At 49.7% G+C, this 26,837-nt stretch carries 24 protein-coding genes; 16 read left to right on the top strand and 8 right to left on the bottom strand.

From position 1 onward, the window contains the following. Positions 1-88: 88 nt before the first annotated feature. On the bottom strand, positions 89-1,576 hold the full coding sequence (locus NYR52_RS14860) for a DUF4153 domain-containing protein (RefSeq protein WP_259435945.1): 1,488 nt from the start codon (positions 1,574-1,576) through the stop codon (positions 89-91). A gap of 289 nt (positions 1,577-1,865) precedes the next feature. Between NYR52_RS14860 and NYR52_RS14855 the strand changes: the two genes are divergently transcribed. The 6 genes from NYR52_RS14855 (at position 1,866) to hutI (ending at position 9,892) form a co-directional block, all read left to right on the top strand. Then, the gene (locus tag NYR52_RS14855; protein WP_259435944.1) at positions 1,866-3,083 is read left to right on the top strand and encodes a Tm-1-like ATP-binding domain-containing protein; all 1,218 of its coding nucleotides are present in this window, start codon (positions 1,866-1,868) and stop codon (positions 3,081-3,083) included. A gap of 12 nt (positions 3,084-3,095) precedes the next feature. Continuing rightward, positions 3,096-3,929, top strand: a complete 834-nt coding sequence (locus tag NYR52_RS14850; RefSeq protein WP_132221434.1) for a phosphoenolpyruvate hydrolase family protein — start codon at positions 3,096-3,098, stop codon at positions 3,927-3,929. Between the two features lie 327 nt (positions 3,930-4,256). Then, the gene (gene hutH / locus NYR52_RS14845) at positions 4,257-5,783 is read left to right on the top strand and encodes a histidine ammonia-lyase (protein ID WP_375163207.1); all 1,527 of its coding nucleotides are present in this window, start codon (positions 4,257-4,259) and stop codon (positions 5,781-5,783) included. Between the two features lie 36 nt (positions 5,784-5,819). After that, positions 5,820-6,794 (top strand): agmatinase family protein, encoded by a 975-nt coding sequence (locus tag NYR52_RS14840; RefSeq protein ID WP_259435942.1) that lies wholly within the window; start codon positions 5,820-5,822, stop codon positions 6,792-6,794. A gap of 90 nt (positions 6,795-6,884) precedes the next feature. After that, the gene (hutU, locus tag NYR52_RS14835) at positions 6,885-8,549 is read left to right on the top strand and encodes a urocanate hydratase (RefSeq protein ID WP_259435941.1); all 1,665 of its coding nucleotides are present in this window, start codon (positions 6,885-6,887) and stop codon (positions 8,547-8,549) included. Positions 8,550-8,605: 56 nt separating this feature from the next. Next, complete coding sequence (hutI, locus tag NYR52_RS14830) at positions 8,606-9,892, top strand: imidazolonepropionase (protein WP_259435940.1); 1,287 nt, start codon at positions 8,606-8,608, stop codon at positions 9,890-9,892. Positions 9,893-10,028: 136 nt separating this feature from the next. Here the strand turns inward: hutI and NYR52_RS14825 are convergent, their stop codons facing one another. Beyond that, positions 10,029-10,595 (bottom strand): NAD(P)H-dependent oxidoreductase, encoded by a 567-nt coding sequence (locus tag NYR52_RS14825; RefSeq protein WP_132221430.1) that lies wholly within the window; start codon positions 10,593-10,595, stop codon positions 10,029-10,031. 303 nt (positions 10,596-10,898) lie between these two features. Between NYR52_RS14825 and NYR52_RS14820 the strand changes: the two genes are divergently transcribed. From NYR52_RS14820 to NYR52_RS14795, 6 genes are all read left to right on the top strand, one after another. Continuing rightward, positions 10,899-11,861, top strand: a complete 963-nt coding sequence (locus tag NYR52_RS14820; protein ID WP_259435939.1) for a class I SAM-dependent methyltransferase — start codon at positions 10,899-10,901, stop codon at positions 11,859-11,861. A 211-nt stretch (positions 11,862-12,072) separates the two neighbouring features. Continuing rightward, positions 12,073-12,441, top strand: a complete 369-nt coding sequence (locus NYR52_RS14815; RefSeq protein ID WP_259435938.1) for a DMT family transporter — start codon at positions 12,073-12,075, stop codon at positions 12,439-12,441. Between the two features lie 5 nt (positions 12,442-12,446). Beyond that, positions 12,447-12,761: a DMT family transporter gene (locus tag NYR52_RS14810; protein ID WP_022737971.1), complete on the top strand. Its 315-nt coding sequence runs from the start codon at positions 12,447-12,449 to the stop codon at positions 12,759-12,761. A gap of 117 nt (positions 12,762-12,878) precedes the next feature. After that, a complete protein-coding gene (locus NYR52_RS14805) occupies positions 12,879-13,739 on the top strand; it encodes an HNH endonuclease (RefSeq protein WP_194830640.1) in 861 nt (286 codons plus the stop codon). Between the two features lie 68 nt (positions 13,740-13,807). Beyond that, the gene (locus NYR52_RS14800; protein ID WP_102993473.1) at positions 13,808-14,650 is read left to right on the top strand and encodes a GNAT family N-acetyltransferase; all 843 of its coding nucleotides are present in this window, start codon (positions 13,808-13,810) and stop codon (positions 14,648-14,650) included. A gap of 405 nt (positions 14,651-15,055) precedes the next feature. Then, positions 15,056-15,898, top strand: coding sequence for an LPXTG cell wall anchor domain-containing protein (locus NYR52_RS14795; RefSeq protein ID WP_223247988.1), 843 nt, complete (start codon positions 15,056-15,058; stop codon positions 15,896-15,898). Between the two features lie 57 nt (positions 15,899-15,955). Here NYR52_RS14795 and NYR52_RS14790 read toward each other — a convergent pair whose 3' ends face one another. The 3 genes from NYR52_RS14790 to NYR52_RS14780 form a co-directional block, all read right to left on the bottom strand. After that, positions 15,956-16,516 (bottom strand): hypothetical protein, encoded by a 561-nt coding sequence (locus NYR52_RS14790; protein ID WP_102993471.1) that lies wholly within the window; start codon positions 16,514-16,516, stop codon positions 15,956-15,958. A gap of 418 nt (positions 16,517-16,934) precedes the next feature. Continuing rightward, on the bottom strand, positions 16,935-17,078 hold the full coding sequence (locus NYR52_RS14785) for a hypothetical protein (RefSeq protein ID WP_189318905.1): 144 nt from the start codon (positions 17,076-17,078) through the stop codon (positions 16,935-16,937). 60 nt (positions 17,079-17,138) lie between these two features. Continuing rightward, entirely contained in the window at positions 17,139-18,710 is a 1,572-nt protein-coding gene (locus tag NYR52_RS14780; protein WP_259435937.1) for an esterase/lipase family protein, read from the bottom strand. A gap of 394 nt (positions 18,711-19,104) precedes the next feature. Here NYR52_RS14780 and NYR52_RS14775 point away from each other — a divergent pair, with 394 nt between their 5' ends. Next, the gene (locus NYR52_RS14775) at positions 19,105-20,454 is read left to right on the top strand and encodes an alanine/glycine:cation symporter family protein (protein WP_132221416.1); all 1,350 of its coding nucleotides are present in this window, start codon (positions 19,105-19,107) and stop codon (positions 20,452-20,454) included. Between the two features lie 47 nt (positions 20,455-20,501). On the opposite strand, the gene NYR52_RS14770 is transcribed toward NYR52_RS14775, so the two are convergent. The 3 genes from NYR52_RS14770 to NYR52_RS14760 form a co-directional block, all read right to left on the bottom strand. After that, positions 20,502-20,699, bottom strand: coding sequence for a hypothetical protein (locus tag NYR52_RS14770; RefSeq protein WP_132221414.1), 198 nt, complete (start codon positions 20,697-20,699; stop codon positions 20,502-20,504). Between the two features lie 83 nt (positions 20,700-20,782). Further along, the gene (locus NYR52_RS14765; protein WP_259435936.1) at positions 20,783-22,315 is read right to left on the bottom strand and encodes an MDR family MFS transporter; all 1,533 of its coding nucleotides are present in this window, start codon (positions 22,313-22,315) and stop codon (positions 20,783-20,785) included. Positions 22,316-22,584: 269 nt separating this feature from the next. Next, positions 22,585-22,833 (bottom strand): hypothetical protein, encoded by a 249-nt coding sequence (locus NYR52_RS14760; protein ID WP_054095735.1) that lies wholly within the window; start codon positions 22,831-22,833, stop codon positions 22,585-22,587. 183 nt (positions 22,834-23,016) lie between these two features. Between NYR52_RS14760 and NYR52_RS14755 the strand changes: the two genes are divergently transcribed. The 3 genes from NYR52_RS14755 (at position 23,017) to NYR52_RS14745 (ending at position 26,832) form a co-directional block, all read left to right on the top strand. Next, entirely contained in the window at positions 23,017-23,523 is a 507-nt protein-coding gene (locus tag NYR52_RS14755) for a GNAT family N-acetyltransferase (RefSeq protein ID WP_259435935.1), read from the top strand. 337 nt (positions 23,524-23,860) lie between these two features. Further along, positions 23,861-24,916 (top strand): hypothetical protein, encoded by a 1,056-nt coding sequence (locus NYR52_RS14750; protein ID WP_259435934.1) that lies wholly within the window; start codon positions 23,861-23,863, stop codon positions 24,914-24,916. Positions 24,917-25,065: 149 nt separating this feature from the next. Beyond that, entirely contained in the window at positions 25,066-26,832 is a 1,767-nt protein-coding gene (locus NYR52_RS14745; protein WP_259435933.1) for an HSP90 family protein, read from the top strand. Positions 26,833-26,837 lie beyond the last annotated feature (5 nt).

The following is a 26,837-nucleotide window of genomic DNA, read 5'->3' as shown; positions in this document are numbered from 1 at the left end:
GGCCTCTTCTACGAGAGATTCAACCGCCTTGCCACAATCAATGAAAAGCGAGTCTGCCATGTAGAAGCAGACTCGTTTTTGTGTATGGTCAGTGGATATTTTTGACGATCTGTTCGGCCCGATGCCGGGAAAAATTAAATGTTTGCCACTCGGGCTTGGTCTCAAATTTCAAGCGGGACTTCATTTTCTTCAGCTCAGCTACCGCCTTGTCGCCAATCTTGGGGTCTTGTTGCAGTTTGGCCAGTTCCGGCGCTACATCATAAGAGAGGCTGCCGATATATTCCAGATCAATCTCACCTGTTTGCTGGTACCGCTGAATGTTGCTTTTGGCGATGATTAGATCCAGGTTGGCGTAGTTGAGGGTGACCAGCCACACCAAGGTGATGATGGTGTAGCTTTTGTACAGGGAGACATTGCTTTTCCAGACTCGCACCAATGAGACGGCAAACAGGGATAAAAGCAAAATCATAAAGGCTTGGGGCAACAAGCGCAACAGAGTGAAACCGTAGGCTTGTTCATACATGGTTAACCGGGTGAAGGCGGAGAACAGGATGAACAGACTACATACCGTGAGAATGGTGAGCAAAACTTGGACGGCCCGGTATAAGCCTTTTTTCTGTTGTGAGGCAAAGTGAAGCAACAACAGCAACACGCCGATATTGATGAAGCTGACAATCAACATCTCGCCGAATCCTTGGCGGGCGTATTCCGAATAGGTTACTCCCGCGGGCAAAGCAGATTCTGCCCCGCCAAACAAGAAAGTGATTTGGATTGCGGTGAAAATGACGTACACCAGGTTGAGCATAGTAAGGATGGTGACGGAAATGACACTGTCCAATTTTTTGGGTTTCCGGTTTTTTTCTTCGCTTGCCCCCGTTGGTTCATTTTCTTTGGTAGGGTGGAGCAGGCTCCAGAAATAAGCGAACAAAATCAAGGTGATAAAGGTGGTGAGAATGATGTGAGCAGGAATTTCGCCAAAATCGATATCCAATAGTTGTTTGGGTATTTCAATCACGTAATTCAAAAAGATGCTATCAGCAGAGGAGAGTAGCACAATGACCATCAATAACAAGGGGCAAGTGATAACAATTCCCAACCCGACTTTGATGGCCACACTACTTGGCATGAATCGAGATCGAACCATTGAGGAAAAGGGTTTTAACAAGTTGCTGAGGGTGTGGATGGTGACCCGTTCGGCCATTTCTATCAGAAATCCGATGTGGTGCCAAGGGCGTTTGTGGGTGCCGGTCACCAGCATTGTATGGGCGACAAACAGCAGGGGAACGAGGAAAAAGTTCAACACCAGAAATGCCGGATTGGAAAACAGGACAAAGGTAAGGCTCAGCAATAGAATCAAAGCGACCAGTAGCCATGGGAAGGTAAACGACGGTTTGAGACGACCTTGAGAATGGAACAGCCAAGCGAACACGCCGTAGACCGCTACGATGAAGATCGGGTAAGCGATCCCGGCAAAGGTGGTGTCAAAGAACATGAAGTCATACAGCAGGCCAAGGGCGAAACACCATAACAATAGCTTGCTTTCTTTAGTGACTTGATTTGTGTCTGAAACCCCCATAATGAACTCCCTTTCTCTGTGTTTTCTTTTTTTATACATATCATTTCATATTTGAATTCTTTTGCAAAGTTTTATTTATATTGGCAACCGTCAGCCTGATTATTAAGAAAGTGCTAAGGTGTGATTGATCACGATGAGGAGTTTCCAAGAAAAGATGGAATGAACTGGCGGGAAGGGATTGTTTTTCTTTATTTGAAGGAGATTTGACTAATTCTACAGAAATATATCTTTTGATTTAATACATAAATAAGCATGACAAAAAAATCATTTGATTGTCGAGGAGGTTGTTATGGGTAAAACGATTGCACTGATTGGTGCATTGGATACCAAAGGGCCTGATTATGCATTTGTGAAACAGGAGATTGAGAAGCGCGGCCATTACGCTCTTACCATCAACACTGGGGTGCTAGGGGAGCCTTTGTTTGAACCGGATGTTCCCGCAGAGCGGGTGGCGGAAGCCGGTGGCATGTCCTTGGCTGAGCTGAGAAAAGTAAAAGATAAGTCTTTGGCCATGACGGTCATGACCAAAGGGATTGCCCGTGTGGTAAAAGAGTTGTTTGATCAGGGATTGATCGATGGCGGGTTATCCATGGGTGGTTCAAACGGAACCATGATCGGCACGTCAGGCTTGCGCGTGTTGCCCGTAGGGGTGCCCAAGGTGATGGTCAGCACGGTGGCTTCGGGGGACACACAGCCTTATGTGGGCATCAGTGACATCGTCATGATCCCATCGATTTTGGATATAGCTGGGCTGAACCGTATCAGCGCCAAGATTTATTCCAATGCGGTGGGAACGGTGGTCGGCATGGTGGAAACGCAAGTGCCGAAGATTAAAACCAAGCCGCTTATCTCGGCGTCGATGTTTGGTAACACGACTGTATTGGTAAATCAGTGCACAAAGCAACTGGAAGAGAACGGTTATGAAGTGCTGGTGTTTCATGCGACAGGTACCGGTGGCAAAACCATGGAGTCATTGATTGACCAAGGGTATATCACCGGAGTGTTGGAAGTGACGACGACGGAGCTGGCGGATGAATTGGTTGGTGGAGTTCTGTCGGCGGGCCCCTCCCGCTTGGATGCCGCGGGCAAATGGGCGTTGCCCCAAGTGATTGCTCCCGGATGCTTGGATATGGTCAACTTCTGGGGCATGTCCACTGTTCCGGGGAAATACCGAGATCGCTTGCTTTACAGCTGGAATGACAATATCACTTTGATGCGGACCACACCGGAAGAAAACGCCATGTTGGGGCGGATTTTGGCTGAAAAGGCCAATCGATCCAAAGGGGAATTGGCTATTTTCCTGCCTTTGCAAGGTTTGTCCGAGTTGGATGCGCCCGGCAAACCTTTTTGGTGGCCGGAAGCAAATCAGGCGTTGTTTGATGCCATCAAGGAGCACCTCCGCAAGGATATTCCGGTCTACGAATTGGATTGCAACATCAATGATCCGCAATTCGCCAAAGCGGTGACAGACAAATTATTGGAAATGCTGAGAAACGAAGAAGAATAGGAGCTGAGAAACATGCCATTCATATCAAGAGATGAATCTCTCCGCCGGTTGCGTGAGACGGTAAGCCAAGGATCCCCGGTTATCGGTTGTGGAGCGGGCACGGGCATATCCGCGAAATTTGCGGAACAAGGCGGTGCGGATCTGATCATCATCTATAACTCAGGCCGTTACCGGATGGCGGGCCGCGGTTCACTGGCCGGCCTGTTGCCATATGGGGATGCCAATGGGATTGTGGTGGAGATGGCGAGCGAGGTTTTGCCAGTGGTAAAAGATACTCCTGTGCTGGCAGGAGTGTGTGGAACGGACCCATTCCGACTGATGCCTGTATTCTTAAAAGAACTGAAAGAAATGGGATTTGACGGTGTACAAAATTTTCCCACCGTGGGTTTGATCGACGGCACGTTCCGCCAAAACCTAGAGGAAACCGGCATGGGTTTCGATCTGGAAGTGGAAATGATCCGCTTGGCTCATGAATTGGACATGCTAACCTGCCCGTATGTGTTCAATGAGCGAGAAGCAGTGGCCATGGCAGAAGCGGGTGCTGATGTGCTGGTGGCCCATATGGGTTTGACCACCAAAGGCTCCATTGGTGCGGAAACGGCATTGACTTTGGAGCAGTCTGCTGAGCGCATTCAACGGATCCATGACGCGGCCAAAGCAGTTAATCCCCATGTGTTGGTGTTGTGCCATGGCGGCCCCATCGCCGAGCCGGAAGATGTGCGCACAATCCTCTCGCTCACGAAGGGAATTGACGGCTTCTTCGGGGCTTCCAGCATGGAGCGGTTGCCTGTCGAGGTCGGGATTCGTGCGCAGGTGGAAAGCTTTAAGTCTTTGGTGAAAGTGTGAGCAACATGGCAAAAGGAATGATCCGGCCAGGGTCATTCCTTTGTTGTTTATGCGATTGTAGGAGAAGGTTTTCACAAAGTTGACAAATAGTAGTTTGTTATGTGAGAATAATATAACGTAATAAAATTATCTGAAACCAATAAAGCGAGTGGTTGCGATGAAGGTTAGCAAAACGCCAACAATACAATCGCATATACCCCTCTTCAAAAAGGGACTGTGTGGAAGTGAGTAACTTCTGCGCAGTCCCTTTTAGTTTGGTAAAGCGAAGAAAGAGGAAAGGGTGGGGCAGCGATGTATGCCGAGCGAACAAAACCTGTTGGGCAATTGATGGGAATAGAGCTGGATGGGAACCGGATTACAGCGGAGGATGTGGCCGCGGTAGCAATCAACCGGGTTCCCGTCGTTTTGGGGGATGAGGCAATCAAGCGGGTAATCGCTTGCCGGCGGATGGTAGAAGAATGGGTCCGTGCCGGCAAGGTGGTATACGGGGTGACCACTGGCTTTGGCAAGTTTAGCGATGTGCACATTTCTGCGGATGATGCGGTGGCATTGCAGGTCAATTTGATTCGCAGCCATGCCTGCGCGGTGGGAAAGCCTCTGTCAGAACCAACCGTCAGGGCGCTGATGATGCTGCGGGCAAACGCCCTGGCCAAAGGGCACTCTGGTATTTGTTTAGAAACGTTGCAATTGTTGGTCGATTGCCTTAACCGGGGAGTTCATCCGGTGATTCCTGAGCAAGGATCGCTGGGAGCGAGTGGTGACTTGGCACCTTTGTCACACTTGGCGTTGGTGTTGATGGGGGAAGGGGAGGCGTTTTATGAGGGCGAACGTTTGCCGGGCGCCGAAGCGTTGGCCAAGGCGGGCTTGAAACCGATTACCCTGAAGGCCAAGGAAGGGTTGGCCTTGATCAACGGCACCCAGGCGATGACCTCGATTGGCGCGCTAGCTTTGGCCAAAGCGGAAAGGTTGGCCAAAGTGGCTGATGTTATTGCCGCGCTGACTGTGGAATGCCTGAGGGGAATCCCCGATGCGTTTGCGGATGAAGTGCATCGGGTGCGCCCTTATCCGGAGCAGAGCGGTGTGGCGAGAAATTTGCGGACTTTGTTGCGGGGGAGCAAGCTGGTCACCCGGCAAGGGGAATTGCGGGTACAAGATGCGTATTCGCTACGCTGTTTGCCGCAGGTGCACGGGGCGACACGGCAAGCGTTGGGGTATGTGAAGGAGAAAATCGCGATTGAAATCAACGCTGCAACCGACAATCCCCTGTTGTTTGTGGAAGAAGGCAAAGTGATATCAGGCGGCAATTTTCATGGCCAGCCGATTGCTTTGGCAATGGACTTCTTGAAAATCGGGTTAAGCGAATTGGCCAATATTTCTGAGCGTCGCACAGAGCGCCTGGTCAATCCTTCCTTGTCTGGCGGGTTACCCGCATTTTTGAGCCATCAGCCGGGAACGCAGTCGGGGCTGATGATTTTGCAATATGTAAGCGCTTCGCTCGTGTCGGAAAACAAAGTTCTTGCCCATCCGGCTAGTGTGGACTCGATTCCTTCATCGGCTAACCAAGAAGATCATGTGTCGATGGGAACCACCGCCGCCCGGCATGCCGCTCAGGTGGTGGATAATGTGGCCAAAGTGTTGGCCATTGAGTTGATCTGCGCCGCAGAAGCGGCCGACTTTGTGGGTGCCGAAGGATTGGCCCCGGCCACGCGGGCTTTGTATGACCGGTTGCGCACCATCGTGCCACCGGTGGCGGCAGACCGTTCCACCAGCCAAGAGATTGAAAGCGTGGCGACAGCCCTCCTGGAAGGCGAATGGTTGCAAGCCGTGGAAGCGGTGTCCGGCCCACTGTTTTAAAGGATTTGAGTGTAATCCATGAAAGAGGTGATGCTGATGAAACGATTCGCGTTGTTAAATCCGCCAGAGCTCGTCCGTCGCACCAACTGGCGTGACCGGCATGAAACCAAAGTGGCTCACTGGTTAACGCCGTGGGACGGACAAACGGATGTGGAAGTGGGATTTATCGGGGTGCCCCTGTCCAAAACGTCGATCAGTGTGTCGGGAGCTTCCATGACACCCAATGCGCTCCGGGAATTATTCCCCGCCATGACAACCTATGACATCGACCATGATGTGGATTTGCAGGTGCTACGGGCACATGATCTGGGAGATATCCAGATGCATGTGACCGATCTCCTGCGGTGTCACAGCAACATTGAGCAAGGCTTGACGGAGATTTATCAGGCAATGCCGCGAATGTTTCCCATTATCGCGGGTGGGGATCATTCCATCACCTGCCCGTCGGTCAAAGCCTTTAAGACCCGATATTCGGGCAAAGTAGGCATTGTGCAACTGGATTCCCATATGGATGTAAGAAATCTGGAAGACGGAGGCCCGTCCAACGGAACCCCGATCCGCGGGCTGATTGAGTCGGGAACAGTCGAAGGGATTCACATTGCCCAAATCGGGCTACACAGCTTCGCCAACTCCAAGCCTTACCGGGAGTATGCCTTGTCCAAAGGAATCACCCAATTCACGGCCGCGCAAGTGGCCAAAGAAGGCATTGTCCCGCTGGTGGAGCAGGCATTAGAGGTGGCTGGCAATGGTACCGAAGCTATTTATGTCACGGTGGACATGGATGTGTTGGATCAGGCGTATGCACCGGGAGTGCCTGCAATGGTGGCGGCGGGCATGACTTCGTGGCAGTTATTAGAGGCTGTGTACCTGTTGGGTGTACATCCAAAAGTGCAAGGGTTTGACATCGTCTGCGTTGATCCGGTGCATGATGCGCGCCGGGCCACTGTGCGCATGACATTGCACACGATATTAACCTTCCTCGCAGGATATGCGAAACGGATGGGCAGATAAATGGACGGCAAAAGGGAATGACGCGTCAGTCTCCGAGCAACCGGGTTTGTGTCCAATCCAACTCAAAACCAACGATGGGAGAGATGACAAATGAGTAAAAAAACAAAAAGAATCGTCCGCGCTCCCCGCGGCACGCAGCTGAATACCAAAGGCTGGCAACAAGAAGCGGTGTTGCGAATGTTGATGAACAACTTAGACCCCGAAGTAGCGGAACGCCCCGAGGATCTCGTCGTTTATGGCGGAATCGGCAAGGCAGCCCGGAACTGGGAGTGCTTTGATAAGATCGTGGAATGCTTGACCGACTTGGAGGCAGATGAAACATTGCTGATCCAATCGGGAAAACCAGTGGGCATTTTCAAAACACATTCTTTGGCGCCGCGCGTTCTTATTTCCAACTCTGTGCTCGTCCCCGCTTATGCCAATTGGGAGACATTTCATGAGTTGGATAAAAAAGGGTTGATGATGTACGGGCAAATGACGGCTGGAAGCTGGATTTACATCGGGACGCAAGGCATTTTGCAAGGCACTTATGAGACATTCGCCGAAGCTGCGCGCCAGCATGCCGGCGGGACGTTGAAAGGCACTTTGACGCTGACCGCCGGGCTCGGTGGTATGGGTGGTGCACAACCATTGGCTGTTACCATGAATGGAGGGGTGGTAATCGGGGTGGAGGTGGACCCGGCCCGCATTCAACGCCGTATTGATACTCGCTATTGCGATGTGATGGTTCACGAGCTGGATGAAGCGTTGACGCTGGCGCAAGCGGCCAAGGAGGAAGGCAAGCCGTTGTCCATCGGCTTGGTCGGGAATGCGGCTGAGGTGTTCCCTGCATTTGTCCAACGGGGAGTGGTGCCTGACTTTGTGACCGATCAAACCTCGGCTCATGATCCGCTAAATGGCTATGTGCCGGCTGGTTACTCACTTGACGCTGCGGCGGAATTGCGCCGTGACGACCCGGCTACCTATGTGAAGTTGTCTAAACAATCGATGGCCGTTCATGTTCAGGCCATGCTCGATTTGCAAAAAATGGGGGCCGTCGTCTTCGATTACGGCAATAACATCCGGCAAGTGGCCTTTGATGAAGGGGTGAAAGATGCTTTCAACTTCCCCGGCTTCGTGCCCGCCTATATCCGTCCTCTTTTCTGTGAAGGGAAAGGACCATTCCGCTGGGCGGCGCTCTCCGGTGACCCGAAAGACATTCATAAAACAGATGAGTTGGTGTTAAAGCTGTTCCCGGAAAATGAACACCTGTGTCGCTGGATAAAGTTGGCCAGAGAAAAAGTGGCATTCCAGGGATTGCCGGCGCGAATCTGCTGGCTGGGCTATGGTGAACGCGTCAAAATGGGCTTGGCGATCAACGAAATGGTGCGCACAGGGGAGATTTCCGCACCGATTGTAATTGGCCGCGACCATCTGGATTGCGGTTCCGTCGCCTCGCCCAACCGTGAGACGGAAGGAATGAAAGACGGTAGCGATGTCGTGGCTGACTGGGCGATCCTAAATGCGCTTGTCAACACTGCTTCCGGCGCTAGCTGGGTATCGGTGCATCATGGTGGTGGTGTGGGCATGGGTTACTCTTTGCATGCGGGCATGGTTGTTGTGGCTGATGGTTCCAAAGAAGCGGAAGAACGTCTGTCACGCGTGCTGAATACCGATCCGGGCATGGGTGTGATCCGCCATGCGGATGCCGGATATGAATTGGCGGTGAAAACGGCCAAAGAGCGGGGAATCCGCGTACCCATGCTGGGGATTTAACCGAACACAGCGGGCCTGGATTCGGGTCCGCGGCCATTTGGAAAAGGAGTGGTCCGATGGAAAACAAAGCAATCGATTTGCTGGTGCATCACATTGGCGTTTTGGTGACCATGCGGGGGAAGGATGAGCCGCGCACCGGACGTGATATGGCTGAAGTGGGCGTTGTAGAACACGGGGCGGTTGCCATTCGGGACGGGAAAATTTTTGCCGTGGGCCAAGAAGAAGAGGTTCGTGCGCAAATTGCGGGCATGGCGGTGAAACAAGAGCTGGATGTCCAAGGCCGGTTGGTCACACCAGGACTGATCGACCCCCACACTCACTTGGTGCATGGTGGGTCACGGGAACATGAATTGTCACTCAAGTTAAAAGGGGTACCTTATCTCGAGATTTTAGCTCAGGGCGGCGGGATTTTGAGCACGGTTCGGGCCACCCGCACCGCATCAGAAGAAGCCTTATATGAAAAAGCTAAAAAAAGCTTAGACCAGATGCTTCTTTATGGAGCGACGACGGTTGAAGTCAAAAGCGGTTATGGATTGCGGTTGGAGGATGAACTCAAGCAATTGCGGGTAGCCAAACGGCTGGATGAGACCCACCCGGTAGATGTGGTGTCTACGTTTATGGGAGCGCACGCTGTGCCAGAGGAATATAAGGGACGCTCGGCGGAGTATGTGGATCTCGTTATTCACGAAATGTTACCCGAAGTGAAGCGGCAAGGCTTGGCAGAATTCTGCGATGTGTTTTGCGAGCATGGCGTTTTTTCGGTGGAGGAATCCCGCCGTATATTGTCGGCTGCTAAAGCGAACGGGTTTGGCCTCAAGATCCATGCAGATGAAATCGAACCGATGGGCGGGGCGCAACTGGCTGGCGAGCTGGGTTGCATCTCGGCGGAACATCTGTTGGCGGCCACGGACGAAGGCTTGGAAGCGATGCGCGATGCGGGAGTGATCGCCGTCTGCCTGCCCGCCACCTCATTTAATCTGCGTTTGACCTCCCATGCCCGGGCGCGGGCGATGATCGACATGGGTGTGCCAGTAGCCTTGTCCACCGACTATAATCCGGGAAGTTCCCCCACCGAATCTTTGCAGTTGGTGATGACGCTCGGTTGCCTCAACTTGGGAATGACTCCAGAAGAAGTGTTGACGGCGATGACCATCAACGCGGCCCATGCTATTGGCCGGGCGGATACGGTTGGTAGCTTGGAAGTGGGCAAGCAAGCCGACTTGGTGATTTATGACGCCCACAATTTGGCTTATCTGCCTTATCATTTTGGGGTAAACCATGTAGACACGGTAGTCAAAAACGGAAAGGTGGTTGTCGCTGGTGGCCGGTTGACGGCTGACTGATGGTGGGAGCCATTTAATTTGCCAATAAGTCTTACGGGAAGGACGCGTTTACCGGTCCTTCCCGTTTTTTGATCACTCCCGCAGAGGCGGGAAGCAATAGCATTCTTCCGCGAATGGCTTATGGGAGGGATGGCCGTCAATCGGCTGAGGCGGTGACTGTGGATCGGGGATGAAGCGGTTTCAGATGAGGGTTGGTGATATGCTTCACATATTCTTGCGCACTGAGAAAGATTTCTGTATCGGTTGCTTGGAGTGCATGATAAAAACTGAACATCGGCAGGAAATTCAACCCATTCATGTTAGCCATCGCTTGATATGGACGCATCAATTCTTCCAATGTGAAATGATTGAACCCATCTGGCCCATAAGACGATTGGGGCGCGCCAGTGGAGATAGCCAAAATGAGGTCTTTGCCGGACAATTGTTTGCCTTCCGTTTCCGACCATAGTGAGGCCAACACTTCATCTTGCCATTTTTTCAACAAGGCGGGTGCGCTAAACCAATACAAAGGAAATTGGAATACAATTCGATCATGATTAAACAGCATTTCTCTTTCCCGAACATGGTCGATGATACCGTTAGGATAAGCGGCGTATAAGTTGTGCACAGTGATATCCGGATGCTGCCGCAAGTACTGTTCCCAATAGCGATTCACTCTTGAGTGACGAAGGTCGGGATGGGCGATTAACACTAAAATCTTCATGGTTTCCCCCTGTGTATCTCTTTGGAGTTGGAATATACTTTCTATACTTATATAATCACAAAACGCAATGGTTTTTTGATATAAAATGTTAATATTAATCATATTTTTAGGGGAATCATCCGCCTAGGCAATCCTTCCTCGCGACTCGCGAAAAAGGTGGAGAAAAGAGTCCACTTTCCGGGTGCTGGCGCTGGTGGAAATTGAATCGGAAGCGCTATGGCTGTATAATTGTGCCAACTGGCTCGAAGCCGTGTCATACTGCCGCGCAGGCGTATGCGTTCAAGGAGAAAGGGACGTTAGCTCATGTTAAGATCGTTATGGCAACAGCACGGTTTGTTTACAAAGCATGGTGACAAAGGCCTCCTCTTGGTTCCACCGCCGACACTTGTCCCCGCTTTCATCGCCGAACAGGAGCGATATCAAGTGGAATTGGCGGCGATCTGTGCCGACGGAGAACAGCTGAGCCGGCAGGCCGCCGACTTCGCCCGCTTCACGATGGCGTCCTTGCTCGCCACCAATCAATATCTCAACTTCCGCCAACGCGATATCCGCCGGCTGGAACGGATGATGCGTTCATTTTTGCTGGAATTGGCCGATCTTTGCCAGCAGGGAAAGGTCAGCTCTGCCCGGTTGACGCAAGTGTTCAACCAGCAAGCGCTCAAGGTGAGCCAATGGTTGTTGGAGTCCAACGGCCTTCACGCCTTTCAGCTGGAGGGGGACCAGGTGCTGGTGCGGCGGGTTCCCTGTGCTGAATACGATGCTTCATTCCAATTAGAATTATTGCAGATTGAGCCAGCTAACCTCCGGGAACCGGTGCTTGACATCGGTTGTGGAGCCCAGGCGCTGCTGGTTAGCGCCCTCAGGGAGCGAGGCATTGACGCCTATGGATTGGAGCGCTTAGATCAGGAGGAGAACCCGTTTATTTACGCCGCCAACTGGCTTGATTTTCACTTTGTGCCAGACAAATGGGGTACGATTATCTCTAACATGGCCTTCTCCAACCACTTTTGGCATCATCACATCAGGAAAGACGGGGATTATGCCAGCTATGCGCAGAAATACATGGAAATCCTGCGTTCTCTCCAAGTGGGAGGCAGCTTCATCTACGCCCCGGGTCTGCCCTTCGTCGAAGATATCCTGACCGACAGCGGTGATGACTACACGGTTATCCGCCGTCCGCTGGACCCTTTCCCCTTCGCACAGGAGGAGACGGAAGAGTTGCATGGTTCACGCTGGTATGCGGTGTCCGTGCGGCGCAATCGGTAGGAACGGTCATGCTCTTACTAGCCCCTAACCGGTAAATGAAGGTTGGGTTAAATTTGCCATAAGAACGGAAAAAGTCGGTTCTCACATACCATTGAGGACAGGCTTTTTTATATTTTGACCGAACCATGTTTGCAAGATCGGGTGGTTTGGGTATGAATGGATTGGAACTAAAGAAAGATTTCATGTGACATCACGGAAGGAGACGAAGGAGATGAGTGCGGAAGATACCGCCAAAAAGAATAACGAAAAGCCGATTAGCATACAGCGGGCTTGGTTGTATGTCCTTTTAGGAGGATTGTTGGAAATCGCGTGGGCTACAGGGCTTAAAACAGGAGGCATCAGCGGGATATTGATCGTCTTGATGATCATCAGTTTCGAGCTACTGGTCCGCGCCCTCAAAGCGCTTCCCATCGGAACCACTTACGCCGCCTTTACGGGGATTGGTACGGTCGGACTTATTATCGTTGATGCCCTGTACTTGCGCCAGCCCATGAGCGGGTTGCAAATCGTGCTGACCTTGGTGCTGATCGCCAGCATCATCGGCCTCAAACTAACCAGCGATACCAAAGGAAAGGAGTGAGGGACATGGCTTGGGTTTACCTCATTATTGCCGGACTGTTCGAAGTCGTCGGTGTCATCGGTCTCAAACGCGTGTCTGAAAAAGATAATTTCCTCAACAACGTCATCCTCATTGGTGGGTTCATCGCCAGCTTCAGCCTCTTATCTACGGCGATGAAAGAAATCCCTCTCTCCGTCGCCTACGCCGTCTGGACCGGCATCGGCACACTGGGCTCTACCGTGGTGGGGATGTTGTTTTTCAAAGAGTCAAAGAGCTGGATTCGGCTGGCCTGCATCTTGGGAATTGTGTTTTCGGTGATGGGGTTGAAGTTGGTGCATTAGGGTAGGGGTAGAAACACTTGAGTAGGTCAATGGCTTTAAATTAGGTGTTTGTTTCGAATATAGAGTTATAAAAAGATGAGCAGAAAGTAAATGAATTCACCGTTGGAGTTGACACCTATGTTAACCATTCATATGCTAGCTGAACTTAAACCGGGCTTTAAAGTGAAAGCAAGTGATGTTTCTCATCTCTCGGGACAAAACCGGATCAAAGGCATTCACCCGATCGGTTCAAATGATGTTACAGGTGTAATCATTCTTTGTACTATAGGTAGCGGTGGGGAATATCCTAATAAATGGTTGGATTCCTCACATACTAGATTGAAGTATTATATGGAGGGAAGGGAAGATAAGCAGCTCGGGCGCAAAAAATATTTCCCGCATTGGAAATCGAACCAGGCAGTGATGAATGCGAAGCGAGACAGCTACCCGGTTTATGTCTTTGTGAGGGAAAGACAGGGAGATGCTTATCAATATCAAGGCCAGTTTTTTTGCGAACAAGTGGTAGATAAAGAGTGGGATAGTTATTTTATTCTAGCGAACAAGGATGCATATGAAGAACAGAGTAAGAAGCAACATATTGAACAAATCTGGGAGGAAACACCCTACTATGACATTGATGAGGCAGACATTCGCGTGAATGAAGGGAAAAAAGTGCTGCGAATCCATATGCAGAGGGAACGGGCGTCTAGCAAACTAAAAAAAGAAGCAATCAGGCGCGTCAAGATGAAGGGACAACCGGTCTCCTGTGAAGTGTGCGGTTTTGTTTTTGAAGAGGTGTATGGCAAGCATGGTGCCGACTATATTGAGGCGCACCACAAAGTGCCTTTGTCAGAGTTGGAGGCAGAGGGGGCCGAAGTGCGTGTAGAAGATATTGCATTGTTGTGCTCAAACTGCCATAGTATGATTCATCGCAAGCGTGAGTGGTTAACTGTTGAAGAGCTGAAAAAAATAGTGCAATCCCAACGCGCGACAAAATAGGGATGTCGTTAAACTTTATTTGCAGAATGTTTAATAAGTAAGGATGGAACAAAAAGGAGCCACCAGCCTTGGAAATACGCACATATGAACATTTCACCTTAAATGAACTGACGGTTTTATGGAACCGGGCGTTTTCCGGTTATTCCGTGAACTATGAAGTGGATGTCGATGCATTTGCCCGGCAATTGGCGAATTGGGGACTGGACCCAAGCCGGTCGTTGGTGGCGCTGGTAGACGGCAAGCCGGTGGGGTTCATTCAGTCGGGAGTGAAAGATATTTCCGGACGGCGCTTGTCCTGGAACGGGGGAACGGCGATCGTGCCAGAGTACCGGGGGCAAGGGGTTGGGAAGCGGTTGATGGCGGCGGCGATGGAAGTGTATCAGGAAGCGAGGGTGGATGTGGCCACGCTGGAGGTGTTGGTGGAGAACACCCCGGCCCTTCGGCTGTACGAATCCTTTGGCTTTCGACCAGTGAAGCGGCTGGTGACGTTGGAATGTGAGGCCGTGCGTCCGCTCTCGAGAAGGACACCGCTTGTTTACCAGTTGGCTTTGCCGCAAGCGGTGTCTGGAAAGTCATATTATGATCCTGATGCCCCTTGGTTGGCGCACTGGTGCAATCTCAATCAGGCGCAAGCGTTTCTTATTGCCGACGGACAAGGAGTGGATCGGGGGTATGCGTTGTTCAGTATCAAGGAGGATGGCATAGTGACCTTGCACCAGTTTGTATCCAATCCGAGGTGCGCGATGACGGAAGCGGAACTTTGCGATGCATTGCAAACGATCTGGGACATGGGATCAGGCCGCGCGGTGTTGGACGATTTTCCGGTGCATGATGAGCGGATGTTGCCGTTGTTACAAGAGATGGGGTTTGTGTGGAAAAGAGAGCGGCATCTGATGCATTGTAGATTATAACTAATTGTTTCTTCAGCGTTACGAGATTGGAAGGCCGGCTTTTTAGAGTTGGCATTTCTTTTTTATTAAGGGTGGATTTGTGTTCATTGTTAATAGAAATATTCGTCTTTTTCGGGCAAAGAACAGGGTTTACTACTGTTCACCTTGCACTCATTATCTGGATCAAGGATATACGGAAGACTTATCAGGAATTGAGCCTAAGGTATTTTAAATGTAGACGAGGATTTAGTTACCTTCTCTTTTAATTGTTCATGAAATCTTGTATGGTTTCATTCTTTTCTGACACAAATTAGCCAAAGTTTTCTTTTAGAAAATGAACCATAAATGCGCGATTAAGTAACGAATTAATTTATACAACAACATAAACATATTGTATTTTTTAATAGTTAAAGGAGAGTAATGGATATGAAAAAGATTTCTATTGCATCAGCAGCTATTGCGTTGGCACTGGCCAGCATGCCACTGGCCGCATTTGCAGAAGAGAATGCAGAAACCAAACCGGCTACGGACGTGACCACTTCCGCTCCAGAAACGGAACAAAAACCGGCCACGGCTGATGATAAACAAACCGGTGAAAAACCAGCGGGTGAAGAAACCAAGCCAGCTACAGGTAACGAAGGCAAAGACAACAACAATGACACTACCTCACCGCCAGCAACGAATCCGGAGCAACCACAAAAGCCGGAAGAGCCAAAGCAACCGGCTGATGAGTGCAAAGCTGAGCCAGATGAGGATGACTTCCATGACATTACGATTGTTGATATCAAAGACTTGGGCAACAACAAAGTGAAGATTATTGCAAAGCTGAATGGCAAAACTGCTAAAGGCACCTGGTACATTGCAGCTGGTTCGGAAGACGCCGAAGCTCCACAGATTGAAGCTGAAGTGAAAGGCAACAGTGTAAACTTTGAATATGTTTTGGACATCACAAAGCTGAATGCTGGCGAAAATGCGATCTTTGTTGCTTTTGAAGGAACCATCGACGGGAAAGCTTGCCAATTCGGCTTGGGTTACGAGTCCTTGCTTGTTGAAGAAGATGGAGGCAAAGGTGACAGCACGGTTAAACCAAATCCTGACAAACCAAACACTAAGCCAAACCCGAAACAAGGTAAAGAGGGCGTGAAGCAAATCAAAGGCGGCAAATTGCCGAAAACCGCTACTTCTTACCCAGTGGGTGCAGTAGCTGGTCTCGCTCTGTTGGCGGGTGGCGCAGCGCTGATGATTCGCAACCGTCGCGCGGCTGAATAATAAATGACAAAAGGATGGGAGAGATTTCCCATCCTTTTTGTATGGTTGTGAAACGCTTTAGTTAGTGTGAATGACATGGTTGTCGAAAAACAATAAGGGGGTGTTTTGTACCAAAGAGGGAATCTGTATGCCCCATGATTCGACTGGAGACAGGTTGCAAGTATAGGAAAGGTAGCCGCCTACATGGGTTGCTCCTGCCTTGTCTGCGATTTTGACAATGAGGTTGTCATGCAGGGGTTGAAATTTCATTAGACAATCAGCAAGTACTTGTTTGGCATGGATTTCGTCCACTTTCGCGTGGATGACCACTTCAAAGAGGGCGAGTTGTTCTGATTTGTATACCCGATTTGCTCGATATTTGGGAATGTCGGTAAAAGGGACACCGAGTTGCGCGAATCGCTGTTCATACTCTGTCTCTTTAGGAGAAGCCGGGAGTCCGTTCAGCTTTTTCACAATGAAAACAAAAATTCCTACTACCGTCCCCAACACCACTATGAAGCTCAGACAGGTATACAGCCATGCTTGTGTTTCGGATACGACAGTTGTGAGTGCGAAAAAGAGAATGAGATGAATAGTGATAACTGCGATCGCCCCGCGGAGGTACCATTTTTTTAACAAACTTCTTCCGAACGAGTAGATAATTCGAAGAAGGCATCCAGCAATATACCTGCTAAAGTGAAGATAAACAAAACCTTTACTGTGCTCCAATTGATCCATTGAAGTTTTTCATATAACATGTAAATCACGATGAAATATGTAAAAGTCAGTTCAATAGAGCTTTTGACGAGCCATTTTAAAAGACTGACTGTCTTATTCATATAGTACATCCCTTTATATTCACAAAAAATATTGTAGAAGCAATACGATTTATGTTTATTTATTAGTCAATTCATCCATAAATTTATTGATATATTATATGGATCAACTCCTTTATAAACAAAAATATATTGAATGGAATATTCGGTAAACATTTATATGATATAATATATCTATTATAAATTAAAGTTAAATATTTTATATTAATGGGTTAAACAAGCTAGGGCGTGTCTGATGAATATGCCAGCGGCTTCAAAACCATTTTCTCATTCGCTTCACGCGTGGCGAGGCGCTCTTTGAGAAAAGGTTTTTCCGCCGCTTCTTTCCCACCAACTTGATTTGTCAGACACACCCTCATCTCCATATACTATCCCCTTCCATACTTATGTTGAAGGGGATAGTTATAAGTTCATTTATTATTGTGCTACGGACGACCGTGGATGCGGCCTTGCTTGTCCACTGCCACTGATTTGACAATGGTGCGGGCAAAGGGAGCACCGCTTGTAGTGGTTCCGCGGATATTAATGGTCAGGTTGTAGGTGCCCGCTGATGTGACCGGAATCTGGATGGCGCGGGAATCGATGGGGCCGCGTTTGCGGAGGATGATCCGTTCTTGTTTGGGGTTTGTGCGTGGATCGGGAATATATTGGATTTGCGCTTCTGTTTTGATTTCCTTGATCAGGTTGTGGCTTTTCCCTTTGTTGGTTGCAGTGACAAGGTATTCTGGAGCATAGGGTCTTTTTTGTTGTAAAGCGAGTTGGGCTGACAAGGGGGAGTTGAAGGTTGCGATCAGGGCATATGCGCTTTTGCGGTCGGTAGAAGTGCGGATTTTCCAAGTGCCCGCCATCGGTTTGTTCAGCTGAGCGATATGTTGCCAAGCGCCTTTGAAGAGGGTTTGTTGGTCTTGCGTCACTTTGAACGAAGCTGGTTGCACTTGACCGTCAGGGCGGATGAGTTCTATGCGGCTGAGTGGGTGATTGCTCATCCAGTTAAGCGCGACGCTTTCCGTTCCGGGCTCAATCACAAGGGATTCCTCCAAGGTGCCTTCCTGTTCTCCGCCGGTAAGGTAGATATTGTTTTCTGCAAGGAGTGGGGAAGCGCTTTCTATCGTGTTATTGGCGGAAGCGGTTTGCCGGGTGGAGGTGAGATAGGGGCGGATCACATCAAAGGTTTCTTTTCCTTGATAAATGGAGAGATGATCCCAATTTCCTGTTTTTATATGGTTGCCGTAGGGGAGCTTGGTGCTGCGCAAGGGCACGACGCCATCACTGTCTTCCAGCATGTAAAGTCCGCCAAACCAAGTCGGGGATAGGAAAGAGCCCCAGCTGTTACCAGCAACAGTGAAGTAAGCGTTTTCATTTGTTTCCGGACGACTGTCGGTCTGGGTGCGGAAAGATTGCATAACGCCGGTTTGCAGACTGTATACGGCTTCGTTTCTTGTGCCAAGCAGGGATGACAGCCACCAGACCCAGTCACTGTAAGCCAAGTCAGCTAGCGGACTGCCATAATGGGGTGAGCCGATGGTGATTACGTTGGACACCAAAGGGTGTTTGCCATAGTGAACCAGTGCGGTTTGCGTGTCGATCCCCCCTTTGCTGTAGCAGACCATGACCAACTTCTTGCCTGGGAAATGGTCGGCGATCTTCTGTAACTGTTCGGCAAGCATCTTGCCATTGTTCCAATTGCTCCGGGGATCACCACCCGCATCATGTAACTCGACGAAAGCGGTTTCAAAACCGGCCTCCCGTGCGCGCTGATACATGTCGTTCCCAGTGTGCCAGATGCTGGACGCGTTGAACAAGCCTTGAACGAACACAATGACTGGTTTGGCGGGATCGGGTTGGGATGGAGCGTCACCAATGTAAACGGTTCCAGGAACGCCGGGAATACCGATCACGATCGGAAAAATCGAACCACCGTGTGATGTCGCTTGCGGGACGATCATGGAGAATAAGAGTAACAGGATGAGACATCCGACAGCCCAAGTTTTTCGCATGTGCGCAATCCCTCCTTATTTGAAAGATATTGAATGTAACTGTATTATAACAGATAGATAATTTATTGTTAATATTCATATTATTCTTGTTTTGGTGAATGATTATATAGATATTCCATAGATGATGCGCGATCTTTCAACAGTTGGCATTCCCATATAAGTGTTGATGGGTGGAACATAGGAGAGTACTATTTAGCTCTTGGCGTGTCCGGATTGCCTAAAATCGGTGCTACTATGAGGAAGGTATGTTTTTTGTAAAAGGTTAATTGTTACAAATGATTGATAATTGTTATTTATCGTGTTATTCTTTTGTAAATTGATAAAATGTCTTAATAACTATTAATAAAAAAGGTTATGGAAGATGCTCTGCCGATTGAAAAAGGAGGCGTAAGAAATGCAGAAGATAACGGACATATTAGGGGAGATCAGCACCTTCGTTTGGGGCCCGCCGTTGTTGGTGTTGCTGGTGGGAACGGGCATTATCTTGACTTTTCGGTTATCGTTTTTGCAATTTTCTCAACTCCCTTATGCGTTGAAATTAGCCTTTTCAAAAAATCAGGATCGTTCTTCGGCCGGAGACATCTCCCACTTCCAGTCATTAATGACTGCGTTGGCGGCGACCATCGGTACCGGTAACATAGCCGGGGTGGCAACGGCGGTGGTGGCCGGAGGTCCGGGAGCAGTCTTTTGGATGTGGATCACTGCGATCGTGGGTATGGCCACCAAGTATGCGGAAGCGATCTTGGCAGTGAAATATCGGATCGTCAACGAACGCGGAGAGATGGCCGGTGGGCCAATGTACTATATCGAACGGGGCTTGGGCTGGAAGTGGCTGGCGGTATTGTTTGCTTTGTTTGGCGCCATTGCCGCCTTTGGAATCGGTAGCACGGTACAATCCAACTCCGTCGCCGCATCCGTCCAATCCAGCTTTGGGATTGACCCTTGGATCACAGGCATTGTGTTAACAGTGGTGACGGCGGTAGTGACGATTGGCGGCATTAAAAGCATCGGGCGCGTCTCCAGTTACATGGTTCCGATGATGGCCGTGATGTATGTGGTTGGCGGCTTAGCCATTATCTTGTTGAACCTGGAGAAGTTGCCGGCGGCAATCTCATTGATCATAACCGACGCTTTTACGGGGCAAGCGATGGCAGGAGGCGCGATTGGGACGGTGATTCGTTACGGAGTGGCCCGAGGGGTGTTCTCCAATGAAGCGGGGATGGGTTCGGCTCCCATTGCCGCAGCAGCAGCTATCACCGATCACCCGGGGCGGCAAGCGCTGGTGTCGATGACGGGGACGTTTCTCGATACCATTGTCGTCTGTTCGATTACAGGTATTGGGCTGGTGATGGGCGGTTTATATACTGGCGATTTGACGGGGGCGGCGTTAACGACGGAGACATTTAATCAGCTGTTGCCAGGTCCCGGCGGTTGGATCGTTACGATCGGGTTAATCTTCTTCGCTTATTCGACTGTGCTCGGTTGGTGTTACTATGGGGAAAAATGCTTTGAGTATTTGTTTGGCTCCAAATCGATCAAGGGGTATCGTGTGGTTTACACCTTATCGGTGTTGGTTGGGGCGGTCATGAATCTGGGGTTGGTTTGGTCGATCGCCGATATTTTTAATGGGCTGATGGCCATTCCCAACTTGATTGGTTTATTGGGGCTATCGGGGATTGTCGTAGCAGAAACCAAGCGTTTCCGGGAGATATTGAAAGAAGAGCGGACACGTTCCAAAGCATAAAAAAAGGAAAAGGCGAGCCTCTGTTGGGACTCGCCTATGCCACCCCATCATAAGAGATAGACGAACAAGATGCCGATGATGGTGGCGACCAGATAGATCATTGACAGTAAGATAATGCTTTTCTTTCTGCTTTGGGTATATGCTTCGTTATTCTGATTGGACTGGGTCGCTCCCAAACGAAAAGTGACGAAAAAGGCGATGAGGCACAGCAACCCGCACAGGATGATCGCAGCTGTAGTCATCATTGCGATAAGCTCCTTTGATAATTGATAGGTTTACTCTTATTTAGCATACCATACTTAAACACTTGTGCCCGCCTTTTCGATTTTTAGGCTTCGCTTGGTTGGACCGAAGGTTGTTCCGTTGGTTCCACTTTGCTATTGCCCATCAAGGCGATGGCAATGGCTGAGATGGCGATGGGAATCAAAGCCAGTAAAAAGGTATAGGTAATTGAGGAAGACATCGCATCTACGATTTTGTCCAAGACCATGAGCGGAATCTGCGCCCGCTCGCTCGATTCAAAAATGGAACGCGCGTCATTGAGTTGGGCCGGATTGAAGGCGGCCGGGCCATGCATGCCTTTAAAAGCATCTGCTAACTGATTGGTAAAGACTTTATTTTGGATGGTCCCGAATATGGTAATGCCCAGAGTCATGCCCAGCGATCGGAAGAACGAGTTGGTCGAGTTTGCCGATCCGCGGAAACGGGGCTCCATATTGTGAACAGTGGCTGTCGGCAGGAGTGAGAACGAAAAACCGACGCCGAAGCCGACCAGAATCATGTAGGCAGTCAACAACCAACGCGTTGTGTCAGGGGTCATCGTGCTCAAAAGGAACATACCCGACAGATAAGCGATGACCGATAGGATCATCAGGGTGCGGAAGCGGATTTTGGTTTGGAACACCCCAGCGACTGCGCTACCAGCCACTGACCCCAACATCATCGGAGTCAGCACCAAGCCAGCGTTGGTGGCCGATCCACCGTACACGGCTTGCACAAAAATCGGGATGAACACGGTTAAGATCACAAACGTGGCGCCGTACAAAAAAGCGATCACTTGTGAAGTGGCGAACAGGCGCCGCTTAAACATCCAAAAAGAGATAATCGGATCGGAAGCTTTTCTTTCTGCAAAAATGAACAACAGGAAGAAGATCGCGAAGCAAGCGAACAACCCGATGATTTGGGTGGAATCCCATGCGAATTCCTTGCCTCCCAATTCCAGGGCGAACATCAGGCTGACGACGGCCACCACCAGCGTAATCGCGCCCCACCAGTCGATTTTCTGCTCTCTGTGTTCTGTTGATTCCTTATAATAGATGAAAATAAGAAACAGAGAAATTAAACCGAGCGGTACATTAACGTAAAAAATCCACTGCCAACTGATGTATTCAGTGATATATGCACCTAAAAGCGGGCCGAAGACGCTGGAAGTACCAAAAACGGCGCCCAAGAGTCCAGTCATTTTGCCCCGTTTTTCAGGCGGGAAGATGTCAAATACGATAGTGAAAGCGATGGGCATCAATGCGCCGCCACCAATTCCTTGGATTGCGCGGTAGATGCTGAGCTGAACGATGCTTTGCGCCGTACCACACAAGATTGACCCTAGCAAAAACAGAGCCAAGCCCAAGATGAAGAAACGTTTGCGACCGTACATATCGGACAGTTTGCCGAAGATCGGCATGCCGGCCATCACTGTGACCATATAGGCGGAAGTGACCCAGACGAATTTGTCCAGCCCGCCCAGATCCGCCACGATGGTGCCCATGGCGGTGGCGACGATGGTATTGTCCATCGCCGACATCAAAATCGCCAACAGCAAGCCGGCGACGACTAGACGGAGATTACTTTCTTTGGAAACCATTTGTTTAGCTCCTTTTTAACCAGTAATGAAGTGATGAGAATATTTTATAGTTGGTTCGCCGATTCAGCAAGTGAAGGTGCCGCGTTGGCGGCTTGCCAAGAGCGGCGAAGGTGGGGGCATCACATGCCATAGAGGGGGAGGAGCGGGTGGTTATGTATCCGTTTGTCCGGGTAAAGATTGGCCTGATGAGTGTCACTTGCTCTTGAGTTATCCTCTTTAAAAAAGAAAAAAAGGCGTGACCAAGCCGGGGGTGTACTCCCCGGCGCATTTTATATTTTTTCCCGTAAATGGTTAAGAAACTCTATGTGATAATCATCCCGGCGCTCCATGGCTTCATCGAGATAGGCATTGATTTGCACTTGCAGATAGTGGGCTTCCTCTGCGGTGAGAATGATGTCAGGGTTGCTAAATTTATTCAAGATGGATGTGATCAATGACCGCTCTTGTCCGGCGTGGTTCAACGATCTCATCAATTTTTGGGCCAAGAAATACCGTTCTTTCAAATTGATGTAACTCATCAGGCTCCCTCCCTTTTGTCCAAATGAACGCAGGACAGGATAAGTTGTGACGTAACGCATCTTTTTCGTGAAATTCAATAAGAATAGTAGGATTTTAATCTAATATAAAGTAACTATCCGTTAGAGTCAATATTGATACAATTATCTTTATATACATAAGGATGTGTAAAAGGGGGCGGGCACGTGGTCTTCAGATTATTGTGGGAGACAGACGCCGAAGCGTATCGCGACGTACGACTGCGGGCGTTGCAGGAGGCTCCGGAAGCCTTTGGCAGTTCGTATGAAGAGGAAACGCAGTGGACAGTAGCCCAGTTTGCAGAGAAACTGGCGGTCACGCCGGAGCGTTGGATGTTGGGCGCCTTTGATGGGAAAGGCAAGCTGGTGGGTGTCATCGGATGGTATCGGGAAGCGCGATTGAAGATCCGGCATAAGTCCCATTTCGTGGCTGTGTATGTGGAACCGGAGCACCGGGGAAAGGGGATTGCCAAGCAGTTGTTGTCGCAGGCGATTGACCGGGTGCGGACAGAGACGGATGTAGAACAGATCCAACTGACAGTAGCAGCGGATTCCGCCGCGCACGCCTTGTACCGGTCAAAGGGCTTTGCGGAATTCGGGAGAGAACAGCAAGGGCTGAAAGTGGGAGAGGGTTATGTAGATTTATGCCATATGGTTTTGCATATAGAAAAATAAGCGGGAGTAAAAGCGGTTCAGGTGCAGCATGGAGAGGCGCCTAAACCGCTTTTTTCTGGAGTTTTCGAAGAGCCTGTGCCGTGTGAGTCAATCGGAACAGCAATGAGATGGGATGGATTCCCAGAAAAGTGGGGGCAATCCATTGACGTGCCTTAGTGTGATGTGAAATGATGGGCGTGTTATGTAAAATTCTAAGAAATATCTCATATATCATGCATCAGATGACATGATTTGATGGGCTGTGATGAATGTGTTTGGCTGTGCGCTGATGGGAAAGAGCATTGCAATCCTATGGCGAGAAATACAGACTTTAAGTAAAGGGGAATCATAGATACTTATGACAGCATTGCTCCATGAATTAAAACAGATTGCATTAGAAGTGGAGGCTGGGGTTTCCGAAGAGAGGCGGAGAGAGTGGATTGAAGAATTGTCGCTAAAGTGTGGCGAGTGGATGGGCCATGCGGACGCAGAGGTGCGGTGGACGGCGGCGTCGATCTTGTATTGGTTGGGAATTGATGCCGAATATACGGGCGATTTGCTGGAAGTGCGCAAAAAAGCGCTTAAAGTGTTGCATGATCATCCTCTTTTTTGCAATCCGGTAGCGGAAGCGCTGCTCAGTGGATGGGATGAGCTGGATTGGGGAGCATTGCATCATGCGTTTGGCACGGCGGAGGATGTGCCGATCCACTTGAAGGCGATGTGTGCGGAAGACGAACGGCTCCGTGAACGGGGATTGACTCGCCTGGTCGATCATGTGCGCCACCAAGGGGGTTACTGTCAAGCCCTTCCCTATGCACTCCGTTTTCTGCTTCGCTTGCTGGCAGAAGAATATCCTTATCCGGATACGCAAAAAGAGATCATCGGCGTGCTGTTGACTCGCTTCGTTGATGATGAGGCGATTGTTTACGGCAAGGCCGGGCAGGTGCTTCGGGAAGGGATGATTTTGTATCTCCCTTATTTAAACCATGAGGAATTGGTGGTTCAAGATCAGGTGATCACCTTGTTGGGGAAAGTAGGCAAGGATCATCCGCTGGCGCACCGGGCCTTGATGGATATCATCGAAAGGTCTCCTTGGGAATATCAGCAGTCGCTCGCTCTTTACGCATTTGGGCATTTGCGGCACTGGTCGCCGGAGCATGAACAGTTGGTGCATGATTGGCTCAGTTTTCACCCATCTCGTGATTGGCAACGGGATGCTGCAGCGGCGCTCATCTTTTACCACGGGGGCAAAGGTCCAGCTGAAGCTTGGCAGAATATCCTCGATTATTTTCTTCATTATGGGCATGAATCGTCGCCGTCTGATCAACTTTTTATCAACTGGTGGACGAATTACACTAGGGAATCCCTCCCAACTGATTTAGAAGAGATCATTTACCGCATCTCTGATTTATAACCTTTCTTTCTTTTTTTAGGGGTGGCTGGGTAAATACCATGCAGTGATGATCTTTTTATTGACCAGTCAGTTTTTTTTCTACTCACCGGATTTTTTTCTATATAAAATGGTGAAGAGCAATAATCTTTATATTAGTCAGGTGAGAAAAGATGAGCGATTTCCACTTTAAAGTGAATCTTAAAGGCATGATTGATCTGTTGTCCAATCACTTATACAGTACACCCCAAGTGTTTGTCCGCGAGCTGTTGCAAAATGCAGTGGATGCCATCACCGCCCGCAAACAGCTTGAGCCGGATCATGATGGGAAAGTGGGCATGGAGGTGTTTACCGCCGAGGAGATGGCGCCCACCTTGTATGTGGAGGACAATGGTGTCGGCCTCACAGAAGAGGAAGTGCACCGTTTTTTGGCCCAGATTGGACAGACGTCAAAGCGGTCGGAGTATGAGACGGATTTCATCGGTCGGTTTGGGGTGGGGCTTCTGTCCTGTTTTATCGTCAGTGAGGAAATCGTGGTGATCTCGCGTTCTATCAAAAGCGAAGAAACGATCGAGTGGCGGGGACGCCCGGACGGAAGCTATCAGATTCGCAAATTGACGCAGACGATGTCCCCGGGCACCCGCATTTATATTCAAAGCAAAGAGGGATTTGAGCGTTATTTTGCACCAGAGCGGGTGCAAGAGTTTGCTAGGTATTATGGAGAGTTTTTGCCGTACCCGATTTTCTTCTACGGGGAGAAAGCGATTCGGCTGACAGCCGATCAAGCTCCGTGGGAGATGAGCTCCATCGATGCATTGGTGTATGGGAAAGAAAAGTGGCATGTCGACTTTATCGATGTGATTCCTCTACATTCACCGCTCGGTGATGCGCAAGGCATCGCTTACATTCTGCCGCATTCGGTTACTGTCAATGCCAAGCGAAAACACCGCGTTTATGTGAAACAGATGCTATTGTCGGAGACGGTGGAGAAGATTTTGCCGGACTGGTCCTTCTTTGTTACCTGTGTGCTGAATGTGAATCATTTAAAGCCGACGGCCTCGCGTGAAGAGTTTTATGATGACGCCCTCTTGGAGTTGGTGAAAAAAGAGCTGGGCGATTGCATCAAACGTTATCTCCGGCAATTGGCAGAACGGAAATCACCGCTGCTGGGGGAGATTATTCGCGTTCATTATTCCTCACTGAAACTGCTGGCGTTGGAGGATGATGAATTGTATGCGCTGTTCATCGACTGGCTCCCCTTTGAAACGTCACTGGGCACGATGACGATGGGAGAGATCCGCCGCTTGACGCCAACGATCTGCTATACGCCGGGCGTGGATGAGTTTCGGCAGATCAGCAAAGTGGCCAAAGCCCAATCGCGTTGCGTGATTAACGGGGGATACATGTACGATCTGGAGTTAATTGAAAAGCTGGGGCGCGTGTTTCCAGACACCCATGTGGAACGAATCGATTCTGCGGCATTTACGCAAGGATTTACCGAATTATCCATTGAAGAGCGAGAGCTAGCCTATTCTTTCATCCGATTGGCCAATGCGGTGTTGTTGCCTTACCGGTGCAAAGCGGAGATTAAGAAGTTCTATCCCCATGATCTGCCGGCGTTGTACACGACAAGCGAAGAAGGGTTGTTTTTACGTATGGCCGAGCAAACCAAAGAAGAGGCCAATCCCCTGTTCGCTTCGATCATTGAGCGGGTGACGACAAATCAGGCCGGACAGGATTATGCTCAATTATGTTTTAACTTTGAAAATGAGATCATTCAAAAAGTGATTCGGGTGCAAGATCCTGAGCTGTGCCAGTTAATTGTGGAAACGCTTTATGTGCAGGCGTTGCTGATGGGTCATTATCCCTTGAAGTCGCAAGAGATGAGTCTGCTGAATAGCGGGTTGGTTCGTTTCATTGAACGAGGCTTAGACGCTTAGGAGGG

It is taken from the genome of Laceyella sacchari, assembly GCF_024927925.1.
Classification (GTDB): domain Bacteria; phylum Bacillota; class Bacilli; order Thermoactinomycetales; family Thermoactinomycetaceae; genus Laceyella; species Laceyella sacchari.
The sequence above is the reverse complement of the archived record's forward strand: the minus strand, read 5'-3'. Positions and strand labels throughout refer to the sequence as shown.

What these genes read in the sequence shown, in the direction of transcription:
- NYR52_RS14860 (WP_259435945.1), bottom strand. Translation starts at nt 1,576, where the DNA reads ATGGGGGTTTCAGACACAAATCAAGTCACTAAAGAAAGCAAGCTATTG.
- NYR52_RS14855 (WP_259435944.1), top strand. Translation starts at nt 1,866, where the DNA reads ATGGGTAAAACGATTGCACTGATTGGTGCATTGGATACCAAAGGGCCT.
- NYR52_RS14850 (WP_132221434.1), top strand. Translation starts at nt 3,096, where the DNA reads ATGCCATTCATATCAAGAGATGAATCTCTCCGCCGGTTGCGTGAGACG.
- hutH (WP_375163207.1), top strand. Translation starts at nt 4,257, where the DNA reads ATGGGAATAGAGCTGGATGGGAACCGGATTACAGCGGAGGATGTGGCC.
- NYR52_RS14840 (WP_259435942.1), top strand. Translation starts at nt 5,820, where the DNA reads ATGAAACGATTCGCGTTGTTAAATCCGCCAGAGCTCGTCCGTCGCACC.
- hutU (WP_259435941.1), top strand. Translation starts at nt 6,885, where the DNA reads ATGAGTAAAAAAACAAAAAGAATCGTCCGCGCTCCCCGCGGCACGCAG.
- hutI (WP_259435940.1), top strand. Translation starts at nt 8,606, where the DNA reads ATGGAAAACAAAGCAATCGATTTGCTGGTGCATCACATTGGCGTTTTG.
- NYR52_RS14825 (WP_132221430.1), bottom strand. Translation starts at nt 10,595, where the DNA reads ATGAAGATTTTAGTGTTAATCGCCCATCCCGACCTTCGTCACTCAAGA.
- NYR52_RS14820 (WP_259435939.1), top strand. Translation starts at nt 10,899, where the DNA reads ATGTTAAGATCGTTATGGCAACAGCACGGTTTGTTTACAAAGCATGGT.
- NYR52_RS14815 (WP_259435938.1), top strand. Translation starts at nt 12,073, where the DNA reads ATGAGTGCGGAAGATACCGCCAAAAAGAATAACGAAAAGCCGATTAGC.
- NYR52_RS14810 (WP_022737971.1), top strand. Translation starts at nt 12,447, where the DNA reads ATGGCTTGGGTTTACCTCATTATTGCCGGACTGTTCGAAGTCGTCGGT.
- NYR52_RS14805 (WP_194830640.1), top strand. Translation starts at nt 12,879, where the DNA reads ATGTTAACCATTCATATGCTAGCTGAACTTAAACCGGGCTTTAAAGTG.
- NYR52_RS14795 (WP_223247988.1), top strand. Translation starts at nt 15,056, where the DNA reads ATGAAAAAGATTTCTATTGCATCAGCAGCTATTGCGTTGGCACTGGCC.
- NYR52_RS14785 (WP_189318905.1), bottom strand. Translation starts at nt 17,078, where the DNA reads ATGGAGATGAGGGTGTGTCTGACAAATCAAGTTGGTGGGAAAGAAGCG.
- NYR52_RS14780 (WP_259435937.1), bottom strand. Translation starts at nt 18,710, where the DNA reads ATGCGAAAAACTTGGGCTGTCGGATGTCTCATCCTGTTACTCTTATTC.
- NYR52_RS14775 (WP_132221416.1), top strand. Translation starts at nt 19,105, where the DNA reads ATGCAGAAGATAACGGACATATTAGGGGAGATCAGCACCTTCGTTTGG.
- NYR52_RS14770 (WP_132221414.1), bottom strand. Translation starts at nt 20,699, where the DNA reads ATGATGACTACAGCTGCGATCATCCTGTGCGGGTTGCTGTGCCTCATC.
- NYR52_RS14765 (WP_259435936.1), bottom strand. Translation starts at nt 22,315, where the DNA reads ATGGTTTCCAAAGAAAGTAATCTCCGTCTAGTCGTCGCCGGCTTGCTG.
- NYR52_RS14760 (WP_054095735.1), bottom strand. Translation starts at nt 22,833, where the DNA reads ATGAGTTACATCAATTTGAAAGAACGGTATTTCTTGGCCCAAAAATTG.
- NYR52_RS14750 (WP_259435934.1), top strand. Translation starts at nt 23,861, where the DNA reads ATGACAGCATTGCTCCATGAATTAAAACAGATTGCATTAGAAGTGGAG.
- NYR52_RS14745 (WP_259435933.1), top strand. Translation starts at nt 25,066, where the DNA reads ATGAGCGATTTCCACTTTAAAGTGAATCTTAAAGGCATGATTGATCTG.